This window comes from Arminella tubonensis (assembly GCF_003240585.1).
In the GTDB taxonomy this organism is placed as follows: domain Bacteria; phylum Pseudomonadota; class Alphaproteobacteria; order Rhizobiales; family Rhizobiaceae; genus Rhizobium; species Rhizobium tubonense.
Window position 1 is genome coordinate 12,880 of record NZ_PCDP01000006.1, and the last position, 22,234, is coordinate 35,113.

General features: G+C 58.1%; 18 protein-coding genes. 11 read left to right on the top strand and 7 right to left on the bottom strand.

What is annotated here, in order from left to right:
• Window positions 1–56 precede the first annotated feature (56 nt).
• The 3 genes from CPY51_RS05400 to CPY51_RS05410 all read left to right on the top strand — a co-directional run bounded on the left by CPY51_RS05400 (window position 57) and on the right by CPY51_RS05410 (window position 5,615).
• Window positions 57–1,298 (top strand): efflux RND transporter periplasmic adaptor subunit, encoded by a 1,242-nt coding sequence (locus tag CPY51_RS05400; protein ID WP_244598457.1) that lies wholly within the window; start codon window positions 57–59, stop codon window positions 1,296–1,298.
• A gap of 8 nt (window positions 1,299–1,306) precedes the next feature.
• Window positions 1,307–4,453: an efflux RND transporter permease subunit gene (locus CPY51_RS05405; RefSeq protein ID WP_111159138.1), complete on the top strand. Its 3,147-nt coding sequence runs from the start codon at window positions 1,307–1,309 to the stop codon at window positions 4,451–4,453.
• Between the two features lie 139 nt (window positions 4,454–4,592).
• Entirely contained in the window at window positions 4,593–5,615 is a 1,023-nt protein-coding gene (locus CPY51_RS05410; RefSeq protein ID WP_111159140.1) for a zinc-binding alcohol dehydrogenase family protein, read from the top strand.
• Window positions 5,616–5,710: 95 nt separating this feature from the next.
• Here CPY51_RS05410 and CPY51_RS05415 read toward each other — a convergent pair whose 3' ends face one another.
• The 3 genes from CPY51_RS05415 to CPY51_RS05425 form a co-directional block, all read right to left on the bottom strand.
• Entirely contained in the window at window positions 5,711–7,039 is a 1,329-nt protein-coding gene (locus tag CPY51_RS05415) for a hemolysin family protein (protein ID WP_111159142.1), read from the bottom strand.
• Window positions 7,040–7,528: 489 nt separating this feature from the next.
• Window positions 7,529–7,984 (bottom strand): hypothetical protein, encoded by a 456-nt coding sequence (locus CPY51_RS05420; RefSeq protein WP_111159145.1) that lies wholly within the window; start codon window positions 7,982–7,984, stop codon window positions 7,529–7,531.
• Window positions 7,985–8,018: 34 nt separating this feature from the next.
• Window positions 8,019–8,390: a response regulator gene (locus CPY51_RS05425; RefSeq protein WP_111159147.1), complete on the bottom strand. Its 372-nt coding sequence runs from the start codon at window positions 8,388–8,390 to the stop codon at window positions 8,019–8,021.
• 431 nt (window positions 8,391–8,821) lie between these two features.
• On the opposite strand from CPY51_RS05425, the gene CPY51_RS05430 reads away from it, so the two are divergent.
• The gene (locus CPY51_RS05430; protein WP_111159149.1) at window positions 8,822–9,862 is read left to right on the top strand and encodes a sensor domain-containing diguanylate cyclase; all 1,041 of its coding nucleotides are present in this window, start codon (window positions 8,822–8,824) and stop codon (window positions 9,860–9,862) included.
• 71 nt (window positions 9,863–9,933) lie between these two features.
• Window positions 9,934–11,169: an amidohydrolase family protein gene (locus CPY51_RS05435; RefSeq protein WP_111159151.1), complete on the top strand. Its 1,236-nt coding sequence runs from the start codon at window positions 9,934–9,936 to the stop codon at window positions 11,167–11,169.
• Here the strand turns inward: CPY51_RS05435 and CPY51_RS05440 are convergent.
• Window positions 11,146–12,312 carry an amidase gene (locus tag CPY51_RS05440; RefSeq protein ID WP_111159153.1) on the bottom strand — a complete coding sequence of 389 codons (1,167 nt, stop codon included), beginning with the start codon at window positions 12,310–12,312 and terminating at the stop codon, window positions 11,146–11,148. The genes CPY51_RS05435 and CPY51_RS05440 overlap by 24 nt on opposite strands.
• Window positions 12,313–12,440: 128 nt before the next feature.
• Here CPY51_RS05440 and CPY51_RS05445 point away from each other — a divergent pair, with 128 nt between their 5' ends.
• The gene (locus CPY51_RS05445) at window positions 12,441–13,670 is read left to right on the top strand and encodes an amidohydrolase family protein (RefSeq protein ID WP_244598458.1); all 1,230 of its coding nucleotides are present in this window, start codon (window positions 12,441–12,443) and stop codon (window positions 13,668–13,670) included.
• A gap of 12 nt (window positions 13,671–13,682) precedes the next feature.
• On the opposite strand, the gene CPY51_RS05450 is transcribed toward CPY51_RS05445, so the two are convergent.
• A complete protein-coding gene (locus CPY51_RS05450) occupies window positions 13,683–14,798 on the bottom strand; it encodes an RHE_PE00001 family protein (RefSeq protein ID WP_111159157.1) in 1,116 nt (371 codons plus the stop codon).
• A gap of 370 nt (window positions 14,799–15,168) precedes the next feature.
• On the opposite strand from CPY51_RS05450, the gene CPY51_RS33145 reads away from it, so the two are divergent.
• The 5 genes from CPY51_RS33145 to rsgA all read left to right on the top strand — a co-directional run bounded on the left by CPY51_RS33145 (window position 15,169) and on the right by rsgA (window position 20,139).
• Window positions 15,169–15,537 (top strand): Fic family protein, encoded by a 369-nt coding sequence (locus CPY51_RS33145; protein ID WP_244598460.1) that lies wholly within the window; start codon window positions 15,169–15,171, stop codon window positions 15,535–15,537.
• Window positions 15,538–15,561: 24 nt separating this feature from the next.
• The gene (locus tag CPY51_RS05455) at window positions 15,562–16,440 is read left to right on the top strand and encodes a Fic family protein (RefSeq protein WP_244598462.1); all 879 of its coding nucleotides are present in this window, start codon (window positions 15,562–15,564) and stop codon (window positions 16,438–16,440) included.
• A gap of 798 nt (window positions 16,441–17,238) precedes the next feature.
• Window positions 17,239–17,715, top strand: a complete 477-nt coding sequence (locus CPY51_RS05460) for an Hsp20 family protein (protein ID WP_111159159.1) — start codon at window positions 17,239–17,241, stop codon at window positions 17,713–17,715.
• A gap of 87 nt (window positions 17,716–17,802) precedes the next feature.
• Window positions 17,803–18,090: a DUF982 domain-containing protein gene (locus CPY51_RS05465; protein WP_338049405.1), complete on the top strand. Its 288-nt coding sequence runs from the start codon at window positions 17,803–17,805 to the stop codon at window positions 18,088–18,090.
• 1,059 nt (window positions 18,091–19,149) lie between these two features.
• On the top strand, window positions 19,150–20,139 hold the full coding sequence (gene rsgA / locus CPY51_RS05475) for a ribosome small subunit-dependent GTPase A (protein ID WP_111159210.1): 990 nt from the start codon (window positions 19,150–19,152) through the stop codon (window positions 20,137–20,139).
• Window positions 20,140–20,465: 326 nt separating this feature from the next.
• On the opposite strand, the gene CPY51_RS05480 is transcribed toward rsgA, so the two are convergent.
• Both CPY51_RS05480 and CPY51_RS05485 read right to left on the bottom strand, forming a co-directional pair.
• On the bottom strand, window positions 20,466–20,612 hold the full coding sequence (locus CPY51_RS05480; RefSeq protein ID WP_111159163.1) for a DUF1127 domain-containing protein: 147 nt from the start codon (window positions 20,610–20,612) through the stop codon (window positions 20,466–20,468).
• 595 nt (window positions 20,613–21,207) lie between these two features.
• Window positions 21,208–22,197, bottom strand: coding sequence for a potassium channel beta subunit family protein (locus tag CPY51_RS05485; RefSeq protein WP_111159165.1), 990 nt, complete (start codon window positions 22,195–22,197; stop codon window positions 21,208–21,210).
• Between the last annotated feature and the right edge of the window lie 37 nt (window positions 22,198–22,234).

Here is a 22,234-nt window from a genome sequence, read left to right on the forward strand (position 1 = left end):
CAATGCCGCGTTCCAATTGTGAGGCATCCGCCCTACCCTCGGGCCACCCTGTTTCGATGCGCAAAGTCCTTTTGATTGCGGCCGGAATGAGCGCAGTTCTGCTGCTTGCCAGCTGCAACCAGCAAAAGTCGACGCAGAACAATGCGCCGTCAGTCAAGCCGGAAGTCAGTGCGATGGCGCTGCGTCCTCGGTCTGTCGCCATAACGGCTGAACTGCCGGGCCGCACGACCGCCTATCAGATTGCCGAAGTCCGGCCGCAGGTGGGCGGCATCATCCGAAGCCGCAACTTCAAGGAGGGCAGTGAGGTCAATGAGGGCGATATTCTCTACGAGATCGATCCCAGCGCCTACCAGGCCGCCTATGACAGCTCTGCAGCCGCACTGCAGAAGGCAGAGGGAGCTGTTCCCAGCGCACAAGCCAAACTCGACCGCTATAAGGGCCTGAGCGCCCAGAGTGTTGTCAGCCAGCAGGATTTCGATAATGCGAACGCCACGCTCGTTCAGGCGCAAGCCGACGTCGCCGGGGCAAAGGCGGCGCTTGAAACGGCGCGTATCAATCTCGACTACACGAAGATCCGGGCGCCTATCGCGGGCCGCGTCGGCGCATCGACCGTGACAGTCGGCGCGCTGGTTACAGGCGACCAGACGACACCCCTGACGATCATTCGCAAGCTTGATCCGATCAATGTCGACGTAACCCAATCCAGCACGAACCTCCTGAAATTCAGGCGGGCGATATCGGAGGGGCGGTTGAAGACCAGCGGCAACAGCGTTTCCGTCCATCTGACACTTGAGGACGGTTCCAAGTACAAGGACACCGGCGTCTTGGAATTTTCCGAGGCCGCGGTCGCCGAAACGGTTGGAACGATCAACGTCAGGGTGGTCTTCCCCAATCCAGAACGTCTCCTTCTGCCGGGTATGTATGTGCGCGCCACCGTCGAAGAAGGCATAGCTGAAAACAGCTTCCTCGTGCCGCAACGCGCCGTTACGCGTAACACCAAGGGCCAGCCGACCGCCAAATTCGTCACCACTGACGGAAAGGTACAGGAGCGCGTGCTGTCGGTCCAGCGGAGCATCGGCAATAGCTGGCTCGTCAACGAAGGGTTGAAGGACGGCGATCGGGTCATCGTCGAGGGCAGCCAACGCGTTCGCGACGGCCAGGATGTCAACGCCAGCCCCGTTATCGTCGACGACGCCACCGGCGAGGTCCGGCAGGCGTCGGTTGATGCCGCCAAGCCCAATGAGCAGACCATGCTTGAAGATGCCGACAAAGGCGCCTCTACCGGCGCCACGAAGTGAGGTGAGCGATGTCTCGTTTTTTCATCGACCGCCCCATCTTTGCGTGGGTCATCGCCATCGTCATCATGCTCGCGGGCGTGCTTTCGATCTTCACCTTGTCAATTTCGCAATATCCGCAGATCGCCCCGACGACGGTCCGCATTACGGCGACCTATCCGGGCGCTGATGCGCAGACGGTCGAAAATTCGGTGACAAAGGTCATCGAGCAGGGCATGACCGGCATCGACAACCTCGACTACATGACGTCGACCTCGACTTCGACCGGCCAGGCATCGATCTCGCTGACCTTCACCAACAAGGCCAATGCCGACGTCGCGCAGATGCAGGTGCAGAACAAGTTGCAGCTGGTCACCGCGCAGCTGCCGCAGACGGTGCAGACCACTGGTATCGTGGTCTCCAAATCGACCTCGAACTTCCTTATGGTCATCGGCTTCGTGTCGACCGACGGAAAGCTCAACTCCAACGATCTGGCCGATTATATCGCCAGCACGCTGAACGATACTCTGAAGCGCGTTGCGGGTGTCGGCGACACGCAGCTGTTCGGTGCCGGCTATGCCATGCGAATCTGGGTCAATCCGGACAATCTTGCCAAATACCAGCTGATGGTCAGCGATGTGACCAGCGCCGTGGAAGCCCAGAATATCCAGGTCTCGGCGGGCCAGCTTGGCGCCCTGCCCCAGGTCCAGGGCCAGCAGCTGAATGCCACGGTCACTGCAAAGAGCCGTCTGCAGACACCGGAGCAGTTTGAAAACATCATCCTGAAGAGCCTGCCCAACGGTTCGCTCGTGCGCCTCAATGACGTGGCGACCGTGGAACTCGGCGCTTCTTCCTACAACAGTTCTGCTACCTATAACGGTTCTCCGTCCGCCGGTCTCGCGGTCATGCTTGCGTCGGGTGCGAATGCCATCGACACGGCAGAGGGCGTACAGACTACGATCAACAGCCTGAAGCAGACGCTGCCGGCAAATGTCGAGATCGTCTATCCCTACGACACGACTCCCTTCGTCAAACTGTCGATCGAAGACGTAGTGAAGACGCTTGTGGAAGCGATTGTCCTCGTCTTCATCGTGATGTTCGTGTTCCTGCAAAACATCCGCGCGACGCTCATCCCTACCCTCGCCGTGCCGGTCGTTCTGCTCGGCACCTTCGGCATCCTGTCGCTGTTTGGATATTCAATCAACACCTTGACCATGTTCGGCATGGTTCTCGCGATCGGCCTTCTTGTCGACGATGCGATCGTCGTCGTCGAGAATGTCGAGCGCGTCATGGAGGAAGAAGGCCTCTCTCCGCGAGAGGCGACCATCAAGTCGATGGAGGAAATTACTGGTGCCCTCATCGGTATTGCCACGGTGCTCTCGGCGGTGTTTGTTCCGATGGCGTTCTTTTCGGGCTCGGTCGGTGTGATCTATCGGCAGTTCTCGGTGACCATCGTTTCGGCCATGGTCCTGTCAGTCATCGTCGCACTAATCCTCACGCCGGCGCTCTGCGCTACGATCCTGCGCAAGCCCGCGCACGGCTCGAAGGAAAGGGGTGTCTTTGGTTGGTTCAACCGCAATTTCGACCGTGGCACGCACCGCTACCAGCGCACCATCGGCGGTATGATCAAGCGAAGCGCCATCTTCCTGCTCATCTTCGTGTTGATCGCCGGAGCCGTCGGTTATCTGTTCAACCGCCTGCCGAATTCGTTCCTGCCGGACGAGGACCAGGGCATCCTGCTCACCAGCGTGCAGCTTCCGCCGGGTGCGACGGACCAGCGGACCAAGGCAGTGCTGAACCAGGTCCGTGACTACTATCTCAACACCGAGAAGGATTATGTCGACGGTGTCTTTGCCGCGGCAGGTTTCGGCTTCGGCGGACAGGGACAGAATGTTGGCATCGCCTTCATCAAGCTGAAGGATTTCGAAAAGCGGAGCACGGCGGCATCGAAAGCCCAGGCAATTGCCGGGCGAGCGATGGCAAACTTCGCCAAGATCAAGGATGCCAGTGTCTTTGCTCTTGCCCCGCCTGCCATTCCCGGCTTTGGCAACTCGAGCGGCTTCGACTTCTTCATCAAGGATATCAACGGTGCCGGGCATGACAAGCTGATCGAGGCCCGCAACCAGCTCCTTGCTCTTGCCGGCAAGAGCACCAAGGTGACGGGCACGCGACCGAACGGCCAGGAAGATACGCCGCAATATTCTGTGGAGATCGATCAGGAAAAGGCAAGTGCGCTCAACATCAACCTGCCCGATATAGACTCGACGTTGTCGACGGCCTGGGGTGGTACCTACGTCAACGACTTTATCGATCGGGGACGCGTGAAACCGGTCTACGTGCAGTCGGACAAGGCTTTCCGCATGCAGCCGGAGGACTTCGATCGCTGGTACGTGCGCAACTCGGATAGCGCTATGGTCCCCTTCTCCGCCTTCGCAACCGGCAAATGGAGTTACGGTTCGCCGCGCCTCGAGCGCTACAACGGCTCGTCCGCTGTCGAAATTCAAGGCGCAGCCGGTGCCGGCGTCAGTTCAGGCGACGCGATGAACGAAATCGACAATATCATGAACCAACTACCGCCGGGCTTCAGCCATGAGTGGACCAGCCTTTCCGCGCAGGAAAAGCTGTCCGGCAATCAGGCAACCCAGTTGTACGCGATCTCGATCCTCGTGGTCTTCCTTGCCCTGGCGGCGCTCTACGAAAGCTGGTCAATTCCGCTCGCGGTCATGCTTTCAGTCCCGATCGGCATTTTCGGCGCGCTGTTGGCGGCAACGATCTTCGGGCAGTCGAACGACGTCTATTTCAAGGTCGGGCTGCTGACCACCATCGGCCTTGCCGCAAAGAACGCGATCCTGATCGTCGAGTTCGCGCTCGAGCAGCAGAAGACCGGCAAGGACCTTGTAACGGCAACACTTGAAGCGTCCCGCCAGCGCCTGCGGCCGATCCTGATGACGTCGCTTGCCTTCATCCTCGGCGTCATGCCATTGGCAATCGCTCACGGGGCGGGCTCCGGCAGCCAGAATTCGATAGGTATAGGCGTCATGGGCGGCATGATCTCGGCGACCGTGCTCGGCGTATTCTTCATTCCCCTGCTGTTTGTCGCGACACGCCGGATATTCAAAGGCAAGACACCTGAGGAAACGCCAAGAGCCGCGAATACGATCCCCGACGCTGCGCACTGAACGGTGGCCAAAATGGAGACAAATGACCCTTCACATTGAAGGGTCATTTTGGACTGTGGCGATTGTCGCGTGAACCGGCTATGACATCGAAATGATGACCTGCGCGCGGCAGAATGCGGCAGGAGGCAGGGAGATGGGAATGATCAAGGCTTTGATGATCGAGGCGGAGAACGTAACGCGTTTTCACCAGGTCGAGGATGCGACGCTTGGGCAAGGCCAGGTGCGCGTCGCCGTGCGGCACGTCGGGCTCTGCGGAAGCGATCTCAACACTTTCAAAGGCTTGAACCCGCTGGTTAAACTGCCGCGTATCCCCGGCCACGAAATCGGCGGCGAGATTTTGGCGGTCGGCGCTGGCGTTGAAGCGCCTTATATTCCCGGTCGGCGCGTCATCGTCATGCCTTATACAAATTGCGGAAAATGCACGTCCTGCCGAAAGGGCAAGCTCAATGCCTGCCGCTACAACAAGACGCTTGGCGTTCAGCAGGATGGCGGGCTTGCCGAGGAAATCGTGCTGCCGGCCGAGAAGCTCATTCTCAACGATAGCCTCCCTCCAAGACACCTTGCTTTGGTCGAGCCATTGTCAGTCGGCTTTCACGCCGTCGAACGGGGTCGGGTCGCCAAGGGCGAGCGGGTGGTCGTAATCGGCTGCGGCATGATCGGCATGGGCGTGCTGATTGCCGCCGTTGCCCGTGGCGCCGAAGTCATCGCCGTCGACCTTAGTGAAGAAAAGCGAGCGCTCGCCCGTCAATTTGGCGCCGTCGAGACGATCGACGCGGGTGCCGAGGACGTTGTTGCCAAGGTCAGCGAACTGACTGGGGACGATGGCGTCGACGTGGCTTTCGAAGCAGTCGGCCTGCCCGCGACATTCACCCAGTCGATCGAACTTGCCTGCTTTGGTGGTCGTGTGGTCTATGTCGGCTATTCCAAGGCTCCGGTGACATACCAGACGCAGTTCTTCAATTTGAAGGAACTGGACATCATGGGATCCAGAAATGCCATGATGCAGGATTTTCTGAATGTCATCAGCCATTTGGAGAAAATTGGTGATAAGGCCGATGCGCTGATCTCGAAGGTGTTACCCTTCGAGGAAGCAGAAGATGCGCTCCCCTATTGGGACAGTCATCGCAACGCCCTGAAAATCATCATCGAACGCACAGCGTGACGGAACCGGACTATCGGCGCATCGAGGGGCAGGATTGCCCTGATCCCTCGATGCGCGCAACGTCGGCGGCCTCGAGTTGATTCCGCCGCTTCGTTCTATTGCGACTTGGTTGCCCGGCAAGCGAGTATCTTGTCGATGCGCATGCCGTCGAGGTCGATGATCTCGAAGTGCCAGCCATCAAAGTCGAACGTCTCGCCCACTTCCGGCAGATGCCCCAACTGATGCAGAGCAAAACCGGCGACGGTATGGAAGTCGCTGTCGGCGGGGCGATCCTTCAGGCCCAGCTTTTCAAACGCATCGTAGGCGGGCATCAAGCCCTCGATTAAAAGAGACCCATCTTCGCGCTCAACGATATCAGGCTCGTTGCCGCCGCTTCCGGGAAGATCGCCCGCGATGGCCTCCAGCAGATCGGTTTGCGTGATGATCCCTTCCAGGCTGCCATACTCGTCGATGACCATCGCCAAGCGCACGGGCGCAGTCTTGAAGCTTTCCAGCACCCTGAAAACGGCCGTCGATTCATGGATGATGAGGGGCTGTCGCATGACCGCAACGGGATCAAGCGGAATGCCGTCCAACAGTTGATCAAGCAGGTCCTTCTTCGCCACCATGCCTATCGGCTCATCGATAGCACCGCGGGCCACAAGAAGCTGCTCGTGCTTGCATTCCCTTATCGTCCGCAGAATTTCCTCTGGCGTGTCGTCCGCGTCGATCCAATCGACATCCAGGCGAGGTGTCATGATATCCGAGACGTCACGACCGCCGATGTTGAAGACCCTTTCAACCAGGTCTTGCTGGGCTTGCTCAAGCAGGCCGGCTTCCTGACTTTCCGCGATCAGCAGCTTGATTTCGGCAGGAGAATGAAGCGAACCCTCGCCAGCGCCGGGCTGCAGGCCAAACAGGCGAAGAACCGCGTTGCCAAGGCCGTTGAGCGCAAGGATCGCGGGGCGAAGGACCATGAGGAACACCGCAAGCGGTCGAACGATAACAAGCGCCGTCCCTTCGCTGCGCTGAAGCGCGAGGCTTTTCGGAGCCAGTTCGCCAAGCACGATATGAAGAGCCGTGATGATGATGAATGACACCGCGACCGCAATTGTGTGCGCCCCGGCGAGCGCCCACGAGCCGGGCATGAAGTCGAGGAGCGGTTCGATGAGATGAGCCAGCGCCGGCTCGCCGACCCAGCCCAACGCGAGCGACGAAATCGTTATGCCGAGCTGTGTTGCCGCCAGATTGGCATCGAGATTATCGACTGCTCGCTGCAGGGCGGTGGAATTCATCCGGCCCTCAGCCACAAGCTCAGTCACGCGGCTTCGGCGTACGGATACAAGCGCAAATTCTGCGGCGACAAAAAAGCCATTCGCGGCGACGAGGAGAAATACGGCCAATATTCCCAAGAAATCGAAAATACTGCCATCGGGTTCGGACATGAACTCCTTTCGGGCGGATCAGCGCCACTCAATTGATCGAACAGTGAGTTTAGCATGATCGAAACGCAGTGACAGTGCGTTGGAACAAATAAGGCAGGACTGGAGGCTGCTGCTTCCACCACAACCCGCGCGGCAGCAGCATTTCCTCAAAGACGAGGTCTGCCCTATCGCCGAACCGCTATCGTCGGAGGTTCATGGTTGGCGTGACATAGGCGTGACAGACCGTTTTCTGCTCAATCTTTAGGCAGACCGCGCATTGATGCGAGCCCGGTAATTGATATGATGATAACAATAATTGGTAATGCGTTTTGAGGATAACATGCACCAGCATCGATTGGAAAAATTCTACAAGGACAACCCAAGAGGATTGAGTGACAGTTCTCGGAAAAACATAGAGCCCCTTTCGGCTGCCGTATCAGCAGTTGAACCTAAGTCTGACGAGTTGGATGAAAAGGAGTGCTCCAAGGGCCGGGCGCAGACACCTGTTGGCTAACCAGCCACGAACAGCTCGCCTTCGATGAGCGCCGCCTTCATTGTCAGACCAACGGCGCGGAAGTCCTCGGCCAGTTGCGCCAAAGCCTGCATGTCTCCCTGCTGTGCGGCGGTGCTCGCAGCCGACGCCCATCTGTCGTCGAGTAGCTGGCGCGCTGCCTCGATGTAAGACGGCGCAGGTTTGGCGGAGTAGCGTGATACCCGCATCTTGGTCGCCAACTCTTGGGGGATCGGAAGCATCAGCTGGTTTTCGACACCATAGAGATCACACCTACCGTGCTCGCTCAGAAGCTGAACGACGGGATGATCCTCAAATTCTAGCGGAATGACATGGTGAGCGGCAAATAGGCCGCTTCTTGCGAAGCGATCCATGTCTTCCTGCGTCAGAAATGTTTTTGAAACAGCAACGGGCTTCTTCTTGAATATTTTGAAGAGCTTCGAAAAGAAAGTCATGTGACGACCTTGCTGAACCGAGAGCCGAAAGCTCTCAAGCGGAGAGAAGGCAATCCTTCACGCTGACAGCCAGTTCCCCCGGACGGCACGGCTTGCTCAGCCATCTTCCGGTGTCGAAAGGCGGCCGGCGGTCGCTGGACGCGAGCCAGCCTCCCGAGTGCACGACGAATGGAATACGTCGGCTGACAAGCGCTCGAGCGATTTCGGTGGCTGATCCGTCCGCAAGCTCGGTATCGAGGATGACAACATCCGGCGTATGGCGTTCCAAATAGTCCGTTGCCTCGCGACACGACGACGCAACTTTGACGCTGCCGAAGCCAGCATCATTCAGCTGGTCCTCAACGGCCATTGCAACGAACAAATGACTCTCCACGAGAAGCACGGAAGACTTGCGCAAAGCAGCCATGGTTTGATTCCTATCTCAACAGCTGCCGCGTGATACAATTTCTGCAGCGTTCATGCCATTCAAGCTGCGTTACCGGATTGTAACATATGGCCAGCCTTGATGACGGCGTCGACATTAGCAATTCTCGGAGAACCGACCTAGTCAAGGCTCCATTCCCTTGTCAGACGGCTTCCTCACCTATTCTGCAGTCAATTAGCTCTAGGGTGCGGTCGGGCTGGACAACGAACGTCTCTGGCCATCAGTCGACCCACGGATCCGTGACACGATGCCTGGGCAAGCCCCGATGTTTCGCCTGTCAGAGCAATGCAGCATGTTCCTGTCTCGACACGAAAACGTACGAAAGCAGCCTCCGCACGGCGCCATATGACTGAAGTCTTAACGAGTCTGCGCAACAGTAACGCAATGCCGCTCGATGGTGTCATGGAGCTCAGATGTCCGACTTCCAATTTACTCGAAATGCTCGAGCTCGACCCGAGCCCTCTCAACTTTTTGGCGCGAGCAATCCGGCAAATCTGATCGCACGCCTGAAGGCAGAACTCGATGCCAAGGAAACCCTCCTCCGGGAACAAGCCGCAGCGCTTGCCCATAATCGCAAGATTTTCGAGAGGTCATCAGCCGCTGCCAGGATTGGCGTGTGGGAGTGCGGCCTGCCCGATGAGACGCTGCGATGGACGGATGTCGTCTACGATATGTTCGACCTTCCCCAAGGAGCGCCTCTCGATCGCAAGCAAATAGTCAGATGCTATTCAGAGGCTTCGGCCAGGGAACTTGAAATTCGGCGCAGCAGAGCGATCGAGACGCGCAGCGGCTTCAGTCTGGACGCAGAAATCATCACGCCAAATGGCGTTCGCCGATGGTTGCGATTGACCGCGACTGTCGAGTGCGAACACGGGATCCCCGTCCGCATCTTTGGCATGAAGCAGGACATCACGGAGGAAAAGATCCTGCTGGACCGCACACGCTATCTGGCGGAGTTCGATCTGATGACGGGACTTGCCAACAGAAGCCGGTTCCAGCAGAGGCTTTCCGAATTGTGCGAGAGCCGATCCGCGCTCGGCGCCATGCTGCTGGTCGACCTCGACGGGTTCAAGAAAGTCAACGACACCCTGGGCCATGCGAGAGGTGATGAATGCTTGAAGGAAACAGCCGGCCGATTGCAGGCAACGTGTCACGATGCGGAACTCGTCGCTCGGGTCGGGGGCGATGAGTTTGCCGTCCTGCTCGGATCGCCTGTCGACACAAGGTCGATTGAGAATTTAGCCGGAAATATTGTGAAGGCGTTGAGCATTCCGGTCGATCACGGCGATGAGGTTCTGATGCTTGGCGCCTCCGTCGGCGTCGCGATCTTCAATGGATGCACGCCATCAGAACTGTTCCGGAAGGCGGATACGGCCTTATATGCCTCCAAGGCCGCTGGCCGAAACACGTTCAGGATCTTCGACGCAGGCGTGGAAATGCGGCGGCGAAAATAGCGAAAGACCTTGCGGGGCATACCCTTTATCTTCCATGATCTGCATGCCGAGATGCTTCATGGAGCCGAATTTTGACGAATATCGATATAGTTTTCACGAACGCGAAACTCCCCGACGGCAGCGTCAGAGACATTGGCGTCACGGCGGGGCGAATTGCCGTCATTGCGCCAGCGGATACCATTGCCTCCAAAGCTAAAGACAAAGTCGATCTTGCCGGCGCTCTTGTCGTTCCCGGCTTCGTCGAGGGTCACATCCATCTCGACACCAGCTTCTACGGCGACAAATGGATATCGCATAGACCCTGCACCGACGGCTTCGACGTGCGCGAACGCGTCGCTTTCCAGCATCAGAACATGGCAATCGCGGCCCCTATGGACCAGCGGGCCCGCAACCAGCTCGATCTTTGCATCGCCAACGGTTCCACGGCGATGCGTAGCCACGTGATGGTCGACGGTTCGGTGGGGTTGAAATCGCTGGAAACAGTCATGAAGGTCCGGGAGGAATACCGCGACCTGATCGACATCCAGCTTGTGGCCTTTCCGCAGAGCGGCATCCTGAAGAGCCGGGGCACTGCCGAACTGATGGATGAGGCGATCTCCATCGGCGCCGATGTCGTCGGCGGCCTTGATCCTGCAAGCTTCGACCGCGATCTTAAAGCTCATCTGGACGTGGTTTTTGGCATTGCCGAAAGGCGCGGTGTCGACGTCGATATTCATCTGCACGATGCAGGCGCGCTTGGCGTTTTCACCATCGAAGACATCTGCGCCCGCACACGAGCCCTCGGCATGGAAGGCCGCGTTGCCGTCAGCCACGCTTATGGGCTCGGCGATATTCCTCCCGACGCTGCCAAACGTGCGGCCGAGATGCTTGCGGCAGCAGGCGTGTCGATCATGACCAATGCGCCTGGCGCGCATAATTTCCCTCCCGTGGCGCTGTTGCGCTCTGCGGGGGTCACCGTCTTTTCCGGCAGTGACAACATCCGCGATTCCTGGTGGCCCTACGGCGACGGGGACATGCTGAGCCGAGCGATGTTGATCGGCTACCGCTCAGGTTTCTACACCGATGACGAGTTGAGAATCGCCTTCGATGTCGTCACCGCCGCCGGTGCAAAAGCCTTGCGTCTCGAAGGCTACGGCCTGCAGCTCGGCGCCAAAGCCGATTTCGTCACCCTCGCAGCCGAACACGTGCCGGAAGCCGTGGTGGCTGTGCCGAAAAGTCGGTCGGTGTATAAGTCGGGCGTCCTGGTGGCCAGAGATCGCAGCGTAGTTCGTTCGCCAGAAGAGTCAAAACGCTTCGGCCAGCGATAGAAGCGCTCCGTCGCTACCCTTCCTGCCGATGAGGGAAAGTCCGATGGGAGCGCCGTCGAATTGTGCGCCGGGCATAGAGATCTGCGGCAGTCCGGCATGACCGGCAATGGAAAGAAGGCCAAGCGCCTCCATCCTGAAGGCGTTGAATTCGTCGCGCGTCGCGTCGAGCCGCGGCGCAGGACCAGGCCCGGTCGGAATGATCATCACCACATCGTCGGCAAGGGCCGCATCCATTGCTGCGGCGATTTCATTCCTGATATCGTTCGCCCTGGAAAATGTTGCGTCGTCTACGGACCTGGCGGCGGCAAAGCGCGCCGCGATGTCGGGGCCAAAGTGCGCACTGACCTTGGCTATTTGCTTCCCGATCGTATTCCATGTGTCGCGACCCTGCCAGAAGCGATAGGCATCGGCGCGAGCCTGGGCGTCGACAATCGGTAGAGGGTTCGTCACCAAGCGACCAATTTGCGAGGCAATTTTTTCGGCGGATGGTCTGAGGGCTGCGGCAAGCGCGGGATCGATGCCGTCCCATACATCCGAAGGCATCCATGCAGTGGAAAAATTGGCGACGCCGGCAAGGCTCAGGACGCGACCGACCGTCGCAAGCAGGGTCGCATCGCGGGCAAACCACCCCAGCGTGTCGAAACCCGGCGAGAGCGGAAACACGCCCTTCATGTCGACCGCGCCGTGGCTTGGGCGCATGCCGTAGATCCCGCAGAACGACGCCGGCAGCCGCACCGACCCGCCGGTATCGGTCCCGAGCGCGAAATCGACAAGACCAGCCGCAACCGCAGAAGCGGAGCCGGAAGAGGAGCCGCCCGGGACCCGCTCCGGCCCCGCCGTATTGAGCGGTGTGCCGTAGTGGGCATTTGTCCCCATCAGGCTATAAGCGAATTCGTCCATATGCGTCGTACCAAGAAGCACGGCTCCCTGAGCGAGAACGGATGCCACCGCGGGCGCATGTGCTTTTGCAGGCTTATGTGTGGCACGCCAGGACGGGTTGCCGTTGCCGGTGATTTTGCCGGCGACATCCATATTGTCCTTGGCTGCGAAGGTGAGGTTTGAGAGCAGGCCGGACTTGGCGTCGTGTAAAGGCTTGGCGAAAATCTCGACAAAGGCGTCGGCAGTGTCCTTGATCGGAACCATGCAGAGAAAACTTTCCGTTGGTTGGGCTCTGGTGCAAGGTTAAGCATGTCTGGCCTTGCGGGCAACCGCGACAAGTCTCTATGAAATCAAGAAAAGTCAACGCCGCTATAACCTTCAAGGGATGGGTCGTGAACCTCGATTTTGTCATCGCCAACGTCCGCATCGCTGCCTCGCCCGAAACCGTCGATATTGGCATTGCCAATGGCAGGATCGCCACTATCGGGCGGGCGAATGCCTCTGATGCCCCGCGCGAAGACGGATTGGGCTGCTTTGCCTGCGCAGGTCTGGTAGAGTCACATATCCATCTCGACAAGGCCGGAATCCTCGGACGATGTTCGATCTGCGAGGGTACGCTGGCCGAGGCAGTGCGCGAGACCGCCAGGGCGAAGGCCGGCTTTACCGTTGAGGATGTCTATATCAGGGCTGCAAAGGTGCTCGAAAGCGCGCTCCTCCAGGGGACGACGGCGCTGAGGACATTCGTCGAGATCGACCCCCGCGCCGGCTTCCGTTCGTTCGAGGCGATCCTGCAGCTGAAAAAGGACTATGCCTGGGCGATCGATATCGACATCTGCGCCTTTGCGCAGGAGGGGTTGACCCAGGAGCCGGAAACCGAGGCAATGCTGGCCAGGGCACTGATCGAAGGTGCAGATCTCGTCGGCGGCTGCCCCTATACCGATCCTGATCCGCAAGAGCACATCAAACGAATTTTCGACCTCGCCGAGCGGCATGGGACTTCGGTCGACTTCCATCTCGATTTCGATCTCGATCCCTTGAAGTCGGATCTGCCCATTGTCATCGCGCAGACGAAAAGGCGAAACTACGGTGGCCGGGTTTCTGTCGGTCATGTCACGAAGCTTTCAGCCCTGCCGCCACGAGACGTCGAACTCGTGGCGAGCCAGCTGGCGGATGCGGGAGTTGCGCTGACGGTGTTGCCGGCAACCGATCTTTTCCTCAACGGCCGCGACCGCGACCATCTCGTGCCGCGCGGCATAGCCCCTGCCCTCGCCCTGGCAGGGCAAGGCATTACAACGTCGATCGCCACCAACAATGTGCTGAACCCGTTCACGCCCTATGGAGACGCGTCGTTAATCCGCATGGCTAATCTTTTTGCCAACCTAGCGCAGGTTTCGCGGGATGAGGATATGGAAGCCGTCTTCTCCATGGTCAGCGATAGCGCCGCACGGCTGATTGGCCGAAGCTACGGCCTGAAGGCCGGCATGTCCGCCGACATCGTGCTTTTCGACGCACCGGACGCAGCAACCGCTGTGAGGGAAATCCGACAGCCACTGGCCGGCTGGAAGCGTGGTTGCAAGACGTTCGAACGTCCGCGCGGAAGATTGCTTCCGCCCGGGCGCTGAGGAGTGCCCCGGCTAGAGGACGCCCCAGCCGCGATAGCGGCCGCGGCCGGTCATTTCCCGGACGCCGAGTTCACCGACAAGATTGAGAGCGCCGCGGGATGTGACGCCGACATGGCGGGCGATCATATTGGCCGACACGATGGGCCGAGACAGCAGGAAATCGATGACATCAGGCAGGCTGCTGTTAGAGCGACGGTCCTTGAGCCGCAACTCCATCTGGGTCTTGGCGAGCGACAGCCTGTCCAGCTCCTTGAGCCCGGCATCGGCCGCCTCCGACATTCCTTCGAGGAAGGCGAGCAGACGCGTGATCCGGTCCGGCGAACGTCTTCGCTCGTGGCGAACGGACTTCAGACCGACATTCAGGCAAAAGAGATGCGAGGTAACCTTGCCGCGGGCGCGCAGATAAGCGCTGGTCAGCAATCCGCCGAGCCAATGCTGGCGGCGCAGTGGCTCGATCCGCTCCCAGGCGTCGTAAAGCACCGCCGCGCCAAGCGCCGGCGGCAAAAGATCCGCCTCGCGGATGACGGAGCGCCAGTCACCCAGCCTTTCGCTCTCGTCCCAGTCCTCATCATGGATCAGCCCGAGAGGATCGGCGTCGATAAAGTTCAGCGGTTTGGCCTGCGGCCCGTGTGCTCCGGCCTGCTCTAGCGCACGCTCTGAACGGGCAATCGCCGCGTCGATTTCGGCAAACTCTGCCGTCAGAACGTCGTGTTCCTCTTCTTCAAGGCCGCCCTCCTCTCCGTTCTCCTTAAGCGGCATGGAGCGTGGCGGGGCAACCTCGCTTGCACCGCCGCGCATCGCCGCGATTCCTTGTGTCGACAAGCCCCAGGCCGCATCGCCTGTCCAAAGCCGGCGGCGTGCTCGCAGAACCGCGTGGGCGATCGTCAGCTCATGCGTTGGCGCCCGGGCATCCATGTGCGCATCATGCAGCACAAGGTCTTCGATATGAACAAGTTCTCCTCCCACCCACAATGCGCCGACGGCGTCGAAGAAATGCCCACGCTCCCGAAATCCTTCACCGACAGCATGCCGCAAAGCCCTCTCGTCGAGCCGCGCCAGCATGTCTTCTGCCCGCGTCATTGCCGGGAGCAGAGTGTGCAAGTGCAGGTCCTTCAAATCATATCGCATTGGAATCGCTTTGTGCTTCGCCCGTGCCCGAACCTATCATTGCCCAATGCTTCCAGATAGGTGCGTGCCGCTCCTGCCCGATGCCACTCCGGCCATTGCGGTGAGTTTTATTTGGCTGGGCTTTCCCGACCCACAAACTGCGGTGCTTTCAAGTTGGCGGGTACGATCACACACTGATACAATAGACGCCGCTTCGAAATGGTCACAGGGAACTAAAGTCTCGGCGACAAACATCGGCAATCAACATCGGCAAAACCGTAGGATGTGGCAACTTTCAAACATCGGCAACCAACATCGGCAACTTCCTTGATTTAAGCCTGCTAAATCACTAAATATAATAGTGTTTTTGAGATCACAAGATCGGCAAGATATGACAGAAGAAGTCCCAACCGGCATTGAGCCCGCTTTTTTCGAACAGAGCATCCCGTCCTCGATCTCCGATCTTGTCGTAGAGATACAGGCGGCCTCTGCAAAGCTCGGCCAAGGCCTTCACAACGATGCTGCCTTCGAGTTGTCTGACCTCGTGAGGGTCATGAACTGCTACTATTCGAACTTGATTGAAGGGCACAATACCCGCCCCAAGGACATCGAGCGAGCACTTGCTGGCGCTGAGATTGATGAAGCCACTCGTCCCCTGGTTTTGGATGCAAAGGCACATGTAATTGTTCAGCGGGAAATTGACCGCTTGAGTCGAGATGGCGCGTTGCCGCCACCGACATCGTCCGAGTTCATCGCTTAGGTACATCGTCGTTTTTACGAGGAGATGCCAGAGGAATTTCGGTTCGTTGAAGGCCATGACGGGCCTAAGGTGGAGATCGTTCCCGGAGCGTTCAGGTCAAAGACCGCAGATGACGTCTCCGTCGGGCGGCATCAGCCCCCCTCCTCTCAATACGTCAAAGCGTTCATGGACTACTTTTCCAAGCGCTACGCAGTCGCGCAATCTGGCGCGACGAACAAGATCGTAGCCATCGCTGCGGCGCACCACCGCCTTAACTTCATCCACCCCTTCACGGATGGCAACGGCCGGGTGAGCCGACTGATGTCTCACGCTATGGCCCAGAAAGCGGGTGTGGGCGGGAAAGGACTATGGTCGATCTCGCGTGGCCTGGCCCGTGGTCTTAAGGACAAGGGCGAATATAAAAGGATGATGGATCATGCCGACCAGCAGCGAATGAGCGATTTAGATGGTCGAGGCAATCTATCTACGAAAGCCCTCCAAGACTATTGCGAGTGGTTCTTGTCAGTTGCCCTGGATCAAATTCAGTTTTCCAATGCTGTCTTCGCTTTTGACAAACTTGAGGGCCGGTACCGCAAATTGATCGAGGATGTTATCGACGACAAGCGTGCCCCGGACGTCATCTCGGCGGCCTTGAAATATGGATCAATAGATCGAGGGGAAATCGGCTTTATCATCAAGTCGCCAGAGCGGACTGCTCGAAACACATTGAAGGCACTACTCGACCATGGCTTCTTGAAATCGGCTTCACCGAAGACACCTGTGCGCATTGCGTTCCCACTCGATTATCGCGAGCGGCTATTCCCCAATCTCTTCACAGATGGAGAGATCGATGTGCCAAAGCCATCAATCCCGTCTGCGCACCAAAGAGGTTGCCGCTCGATCTTACTTCAAGCCGCGCCATGATGAGGGTGAGGAGTTTCAGAAGCGCATCATTGGTCTCGCGGGATTGCGCAAGTCGATGGGTACGAGGAAAACCTTAGGCGAGATAGCAGCCCAAGAACTCGCCACGACCGACCCAACTAGAATAGATTGGCGGTCTGTCGAGGACCGGGTTATCGCTGAAAGCATTGGAGAGCACGGCCAATCCCGGGCCGCAGTCATTGAAGCGCTTTTTGAATATACAGCCCTGGCGCAGTGTCGCAGGACCAGATGCATGAGATTGAAAAGCGTGTCTTTGCCGCAGCACCTACTCTAGTGGCGAAATATAACAAGAGCATCATGGACCGAAAGCCCAAGCGGTAAAGTCAGCTATTAATTGAGCACTGCAACAGCTCAAGGCAGTTCGGCATCCAGGCTATCCATCGCTCGATCCGGAGTCGACCGCCTCGGCGGCGCTTATATTTCGATGTCGTTGCTAGGTTGGCGTGGCTTAGAAGCTTTTGGACTACTTTCAGGTTCCGCGTCCGTCGAAGTACCTTCGTGGCGGTTCAGAAAACCAGTTCGGCGGCAGCCGTTGCCTCGCCATCACCTCCGGAGGGCTTGCGTGCAAGCATCTATCTACCACGTGGTCGGGAAGAGGCAACCACCTGTTCCCGGCAGCAAACGGCCCCCAAGAGCGCATATACAATTTTTTGAGCCATCCTCTTGAAACTGAAAAAGCGGCTTCCAAAATCGATAGTGCGGTCGCTCATCGAGGCCCGCCATCCCTTCGAGAAAGTCTCGAAGGCGTTGTAACCATGTTGCTTCAAGGAGGATATGGCTATGGCAACATCTTACGACTACACCCCGCTGTTTCGATCCAGCGTTGGATTTGATCGAATTTTCAATCTTCTGGAAACTGCACAGCGAGGCCGCCCCACCAGCGACTGGCCACCCTACGACATTTTCAAGACTGGCGATGATGCCTACCGCATCACGCTTGCAGTCGCGGGCTTTTCGCTGGATGACCTAAGCCTCACCTTTCAATCCAACTTGCTGACGGTTTCTGGTAACAAAGGCGACGCACAGCCGGAAGGCTACTTACATCGCGGCATCGCGGGTCGCCCGTTCGAACATCGCTTCGAACTTGCCGATCATGTGCGGGTGACAGGTGCCAGTATGGCGAACGGCCTCCTATCCATTGATCTTGTCCGGGAAATCCCGGAGGCTATGAAGCCACGCAAAATAGAAATCCAGGCTGAGGCGTCGGATCCGAGTGCCGAACAGCTGGCCCAGATTGAGGGCCAAAAGGTTGCTTGATTGATTGGCTCGATGAGCAGGGTGCCGACGCTCGGTGCCCTGCTACCAGCCATTGCGCTAAACAGGGAGAGCTAAATGAAACTTGGAATGTTTAAGACCCCAGTGAGGGTTTTGATTGGCCTTGGATACCCATCGGAAGTAGGCTCCGTTATCGAGGCCTACCGGCTTCTTGAAAACTGGCCCGTTTCGGGTCGCGACGCGGCCCACTCCGTTGCTCTGAAAGCATGCAGAGCAGCCTTAAAAGGGGAAATAGAAACAGAGACCGTCCGAGGATTGTTTGCAGCCTTCGCGGATCGTCATGACATGCTTGCCCACAATCCGGGATTAGTCCCGGCTGTGGGCGGCCGACAAAACAGCGGGCCTCATATTCGGTAAGGCGCCCGTCGGGGTTTTGAAGCGAGATGAGGCGGTTAGTTGTCACGTGGAGCGGCGAGAGTGGCGTCACCGTGGAAGAGATGATGCGTAACGGCCGCATAACCGCCGTTACGTAGCCTCTGTGACCAAAAGCATTAGCCGCGCAGTCTTAGGCAGCCCTTTCGCATAAATCTGAACTGCCGTATTCTAACGCGCTGAGTGCGGCCTCGATTTTTGGAGGGGCCGGAGACCGTAGCCCAGGTCACGCAGCTACTGGGCTACGGTTTCAACTTCGCCGACCAAGCCGCCTCATCCGACAAGAAGACCGGTGGCGAACTCGCCGCGGAGGGCTCGATGGGCTAACTCATTGTAAGGATTGACTGACCAAACCACAGAGCTTAGGTGGTGTCACGGTTTACTTTGCCCGGACGGGCCAGACCAGGCGCTCGAGTTCCCCCAAACTACAACGGCGTCTGGTCTCTTTTCCTCTGCGTGCGGGAAATGAGGCACAATCATCAGCCATATTTTCTCGATTTACCATTTGGCTGCCAAGCTGGCTTGGACTTGCTGTATGGACTCCCTGGCTTCCTCCTGGTTGAGTAAAACACCTGGTCAATAAAGCTTTAGGTGGAGGTAGGTGGATGGCGTATTGCCAGCAGTTCTTGTCGGCGCCTTTCTGTTCTGAAGAAATTGGTGAGAGCCTGGGCTGCGAGCACTCTTCGGAAGTCAATTGTGATATGAATTTCAGCTGTTGCCGAAGCTTCAGGAATTGATATCAGTGGATTCATATTCTCGATGAGTAAGAAGGAGTACGGGCACGGCAACCGCCGATATGCTTCGCTACAAGAGGATCTCTCTTGTCCACGGATCGGGTGAGATTCCAGCCGTCGGGTTTGGCACGCTGATCCCCGATCCCCGCGCTACGAAACAGGCTGTCCAGGCCGCACTGGAAGTAGCTCACCTCCACTGTCTACCGATGGAACCGCCTTATTTCAATTCAACGGAAAGCCTGCCCATGTACACGTCGCCAACTTCTCGTATCAAACTTTGACCGATTTCAACAAAGCCCCATCGCTTGAGATGCTTGGCTGGTCCGATTTCTTTGCCGCTCAGATTGAGCCAAGCGAAACAGATCTCGCACCCAGGCGAGTTGCCTCCGTCCATCGTGCACGCATCGAGGGGATCGATGCCACAGGACCAATGGAACTTGGACTTCCTCCAAATTCCAACACCGCTGACTTTGCGGTAGGCGATTGGGTTCTGGCGGACCCCTTTTCCGACATGTTTGTCCGCCGTCTCGACCGAAAGACCGTGCTGCAGCGGCGGACCGAAGGCAGAAACGGCCAGCAACTTGCTGCAGCCAACGTCGATACTCTGTTTATCGTCACTTCCTGCAATGCGGATTTCAACCCTGGAAGGCTCGAACGCTACCTCATCATGGCCACTCAGGCGGGGACCAATCCCGTGATCGTGCTAACCAAAGCCGACACTATCGCCGATGCAAACTCATTTGAGCAGCAAGCCATGGCGTTGCAACGTGGCTTGCCAGTCGTTGTGTTGAACGCGCGGTCGGCGGATGCAATGTCTGCGTTGAGCCCTTGGTGCCGGGCCGGGCAAACTGTGGCTTTGGTGGGATCCTCGGGCGTCGGAAAATCGACACTTGTCAATACTTTGGCGGGGCCTGCGGCCGAAACGATACAAAAGACCGGAAGCATCCGCGAACATGATGCCAAAGGCCGTCACACCACAACGGCTCGATCACTTCATGCGATCGCTGGCGGCGGTTGGGTTATCGATACACCAGGAATAAGAACGCTCTACGTAAGCGATGTTACCGACGGAATCGACACGCTGTTTAGTGAAATCACCGATCTGGCTCCGCTTTGTCGATTTCGCGATTGTACCCACGCCCACGAACCGGGCTGCGCCGTGCAGGCGGCTATCGCCACGGGCGAACTGGCTGCCGATCGTCTGGAGCGCTGGCGCCACCTGCTTGCAGAAAATCGCGACCGGACGCCGGTGAGTAGCGGCCCGCGTGGCAACAAGATCGTCCGCAAGAATAAGTATTGAACGGACCGCCACAAGACGCCACCCCGACAGACCGCCAGGTGGCCTAAAGCCTTTGAGGGAACGGCTTGAGACAAAGCTGGCTCTGGAATCGCCTAAACGTCTGCCTCAGGCATCTCGTGATAGCCCGATCCGCTCGCCATTGGGATCAATGTCGGCCGGGGTGACGTTCCGCCGGGGATGCGCACGGCAGCTATGCAAGAGAAGACGAACTGGGAACGCCGACGGCGAAACGGTGACCAGACGGTCTCCGGCATGAAGCACAAAAACAAAAACGCCCGCTTCATGAGCGGGCGTCGTGCAATATTAGGCGGTGCCGTCTGGCGCGACTAGCGAGAAACCGATGCGCGGGCAACGCTGCGGATATCGGCGCGGTCGATGCCAAGGTCCTGCAATTCGCGGCTGGACATGCGGCCAAGTTCGGTAACGGTCTGACGGAACTTGCGCCAGTTATTGAAAGAGCGTGCTACGTTCATGATAATCCCCTTTCCTGAGGGCTGCCTGACGTCAGCAACCGTGCTCGGCTCTGGCGTCGTTTCGATGGTTGGGATATAGGCGTTTCAATCGGTTTAAAACAGCGACAATCTCTCACTCCACCTATGCGTCCCGTGCATGGGTGATCCGTGCTCGACAACCGATGAACATTTTTTAGGCCATGAGACGGGCGGGCACGAACGGGAGATTCGGCAAGTGCCGATCTCCCGACGTCGGTTCGATGGCGGGCTGGCGCGGCGAGAAACAATATTCCGCCTTATTCACCGATGGCGGCGACCCAACGTGCTGGCCTGGACCTGATCATCAGCGAGAATGCCGGACCAGGCGAGCGGCTGGACATGCTGTGCGGGCGCTTCACCCTGGCTCCCGCGCATGAGCGCCTTCCGGGCTCCCATCTAGGTTCGCGACTGATCGTATGTAGGACACCGCCCTCACCCACAGAGGCGCAGTGCGCCCCGCGCGACAATTGACGGGCCCGGTGGCGCTGTTGGGCGCCCAGACGAGCATCGAAGGTCTGGGCGGTCGTGCGCACGGCGAGCCAAGAACCATAGTTAAGAGCAGCCCGCCAGCTACCGATTAAAACCGTTGCGGAGAAGACGGCTTGTTTCCGACGATGGTGTCAATCCGTGTCAGCACATCACCGGTAAGCTTATCCTTGTGTGCCAGCGCAGCCAAATTGTCCTCCAGTTGGCTCACGCGCGATGCGCCGAGGATTACAGTCGAGACATTTCGATTGGAAAGGCACCAGAGCAAAGCGAGATGGGTGATCGAAATGCCGATCTCTTCCGCGAGCTCAGCCAGTTTTGCTACCTGGGCAAGCCGCGCACGACCGTCGTCGCTAGCCCATCTCTCCTTCAGCCATTCATAACCAGGCAAGTTCATGCGGCTGTCGTCGGGTATGCCCTTGTTGTACTTGCCGGTCAGAACGCCCGATGCAAGCGGTGACCAAATCGTGGTACCCAAGCCCATCAGATCATAAAGCGGCAGGTAGTCGCCTTCGACTTTCTGGCGTTCGAAGATGTTGTATTGAGGCTGCTCCATCGTCGGAGGCGTGAGGCGCAGATCACGGGCCACCGCATAGGCTTCGGTCAATTGCTGGGCGGACCATTCCGACGTGCCCCAATAAAGGATCTTACCTTGGGTGACGAGGTCGTGCATGGCACGAACCGTTTCCTCGATCGGCGTATCGATGTCGGGACGGTGACAGAAATAGAGGTCGAGATAGTCCACCTGCAGACGCTTGAGCGCGGCGTGGGCAGCGTCGGTGACATGCTTGCGCGACAGACCGCGCTGTGTCGGTTTCTCGCCACCCCAGAACACCTTACTGGAAACAATGAAGCTGTCTCTGCCCCATCCGAGCGTCTTGAGCGCTTCGCCCATAACGACTTCGGATTTTCCGCTCTCATAGCCCTCTGCATTGTCAAAGAAATTGATGCCGCTGTCATAAGCGAGCGTCATAAGGCTTACGGCGTCGCGGCCCTCGACCTGCTTGCCGAAGGTGACCCATGATCCGAACGAGAACTCGCTGACCTTCAGGCCTGATTTTCCAAGACGACGATATTCCATGATGTTCTCCAATGAAAGAACACAAGGGGTAAAACAC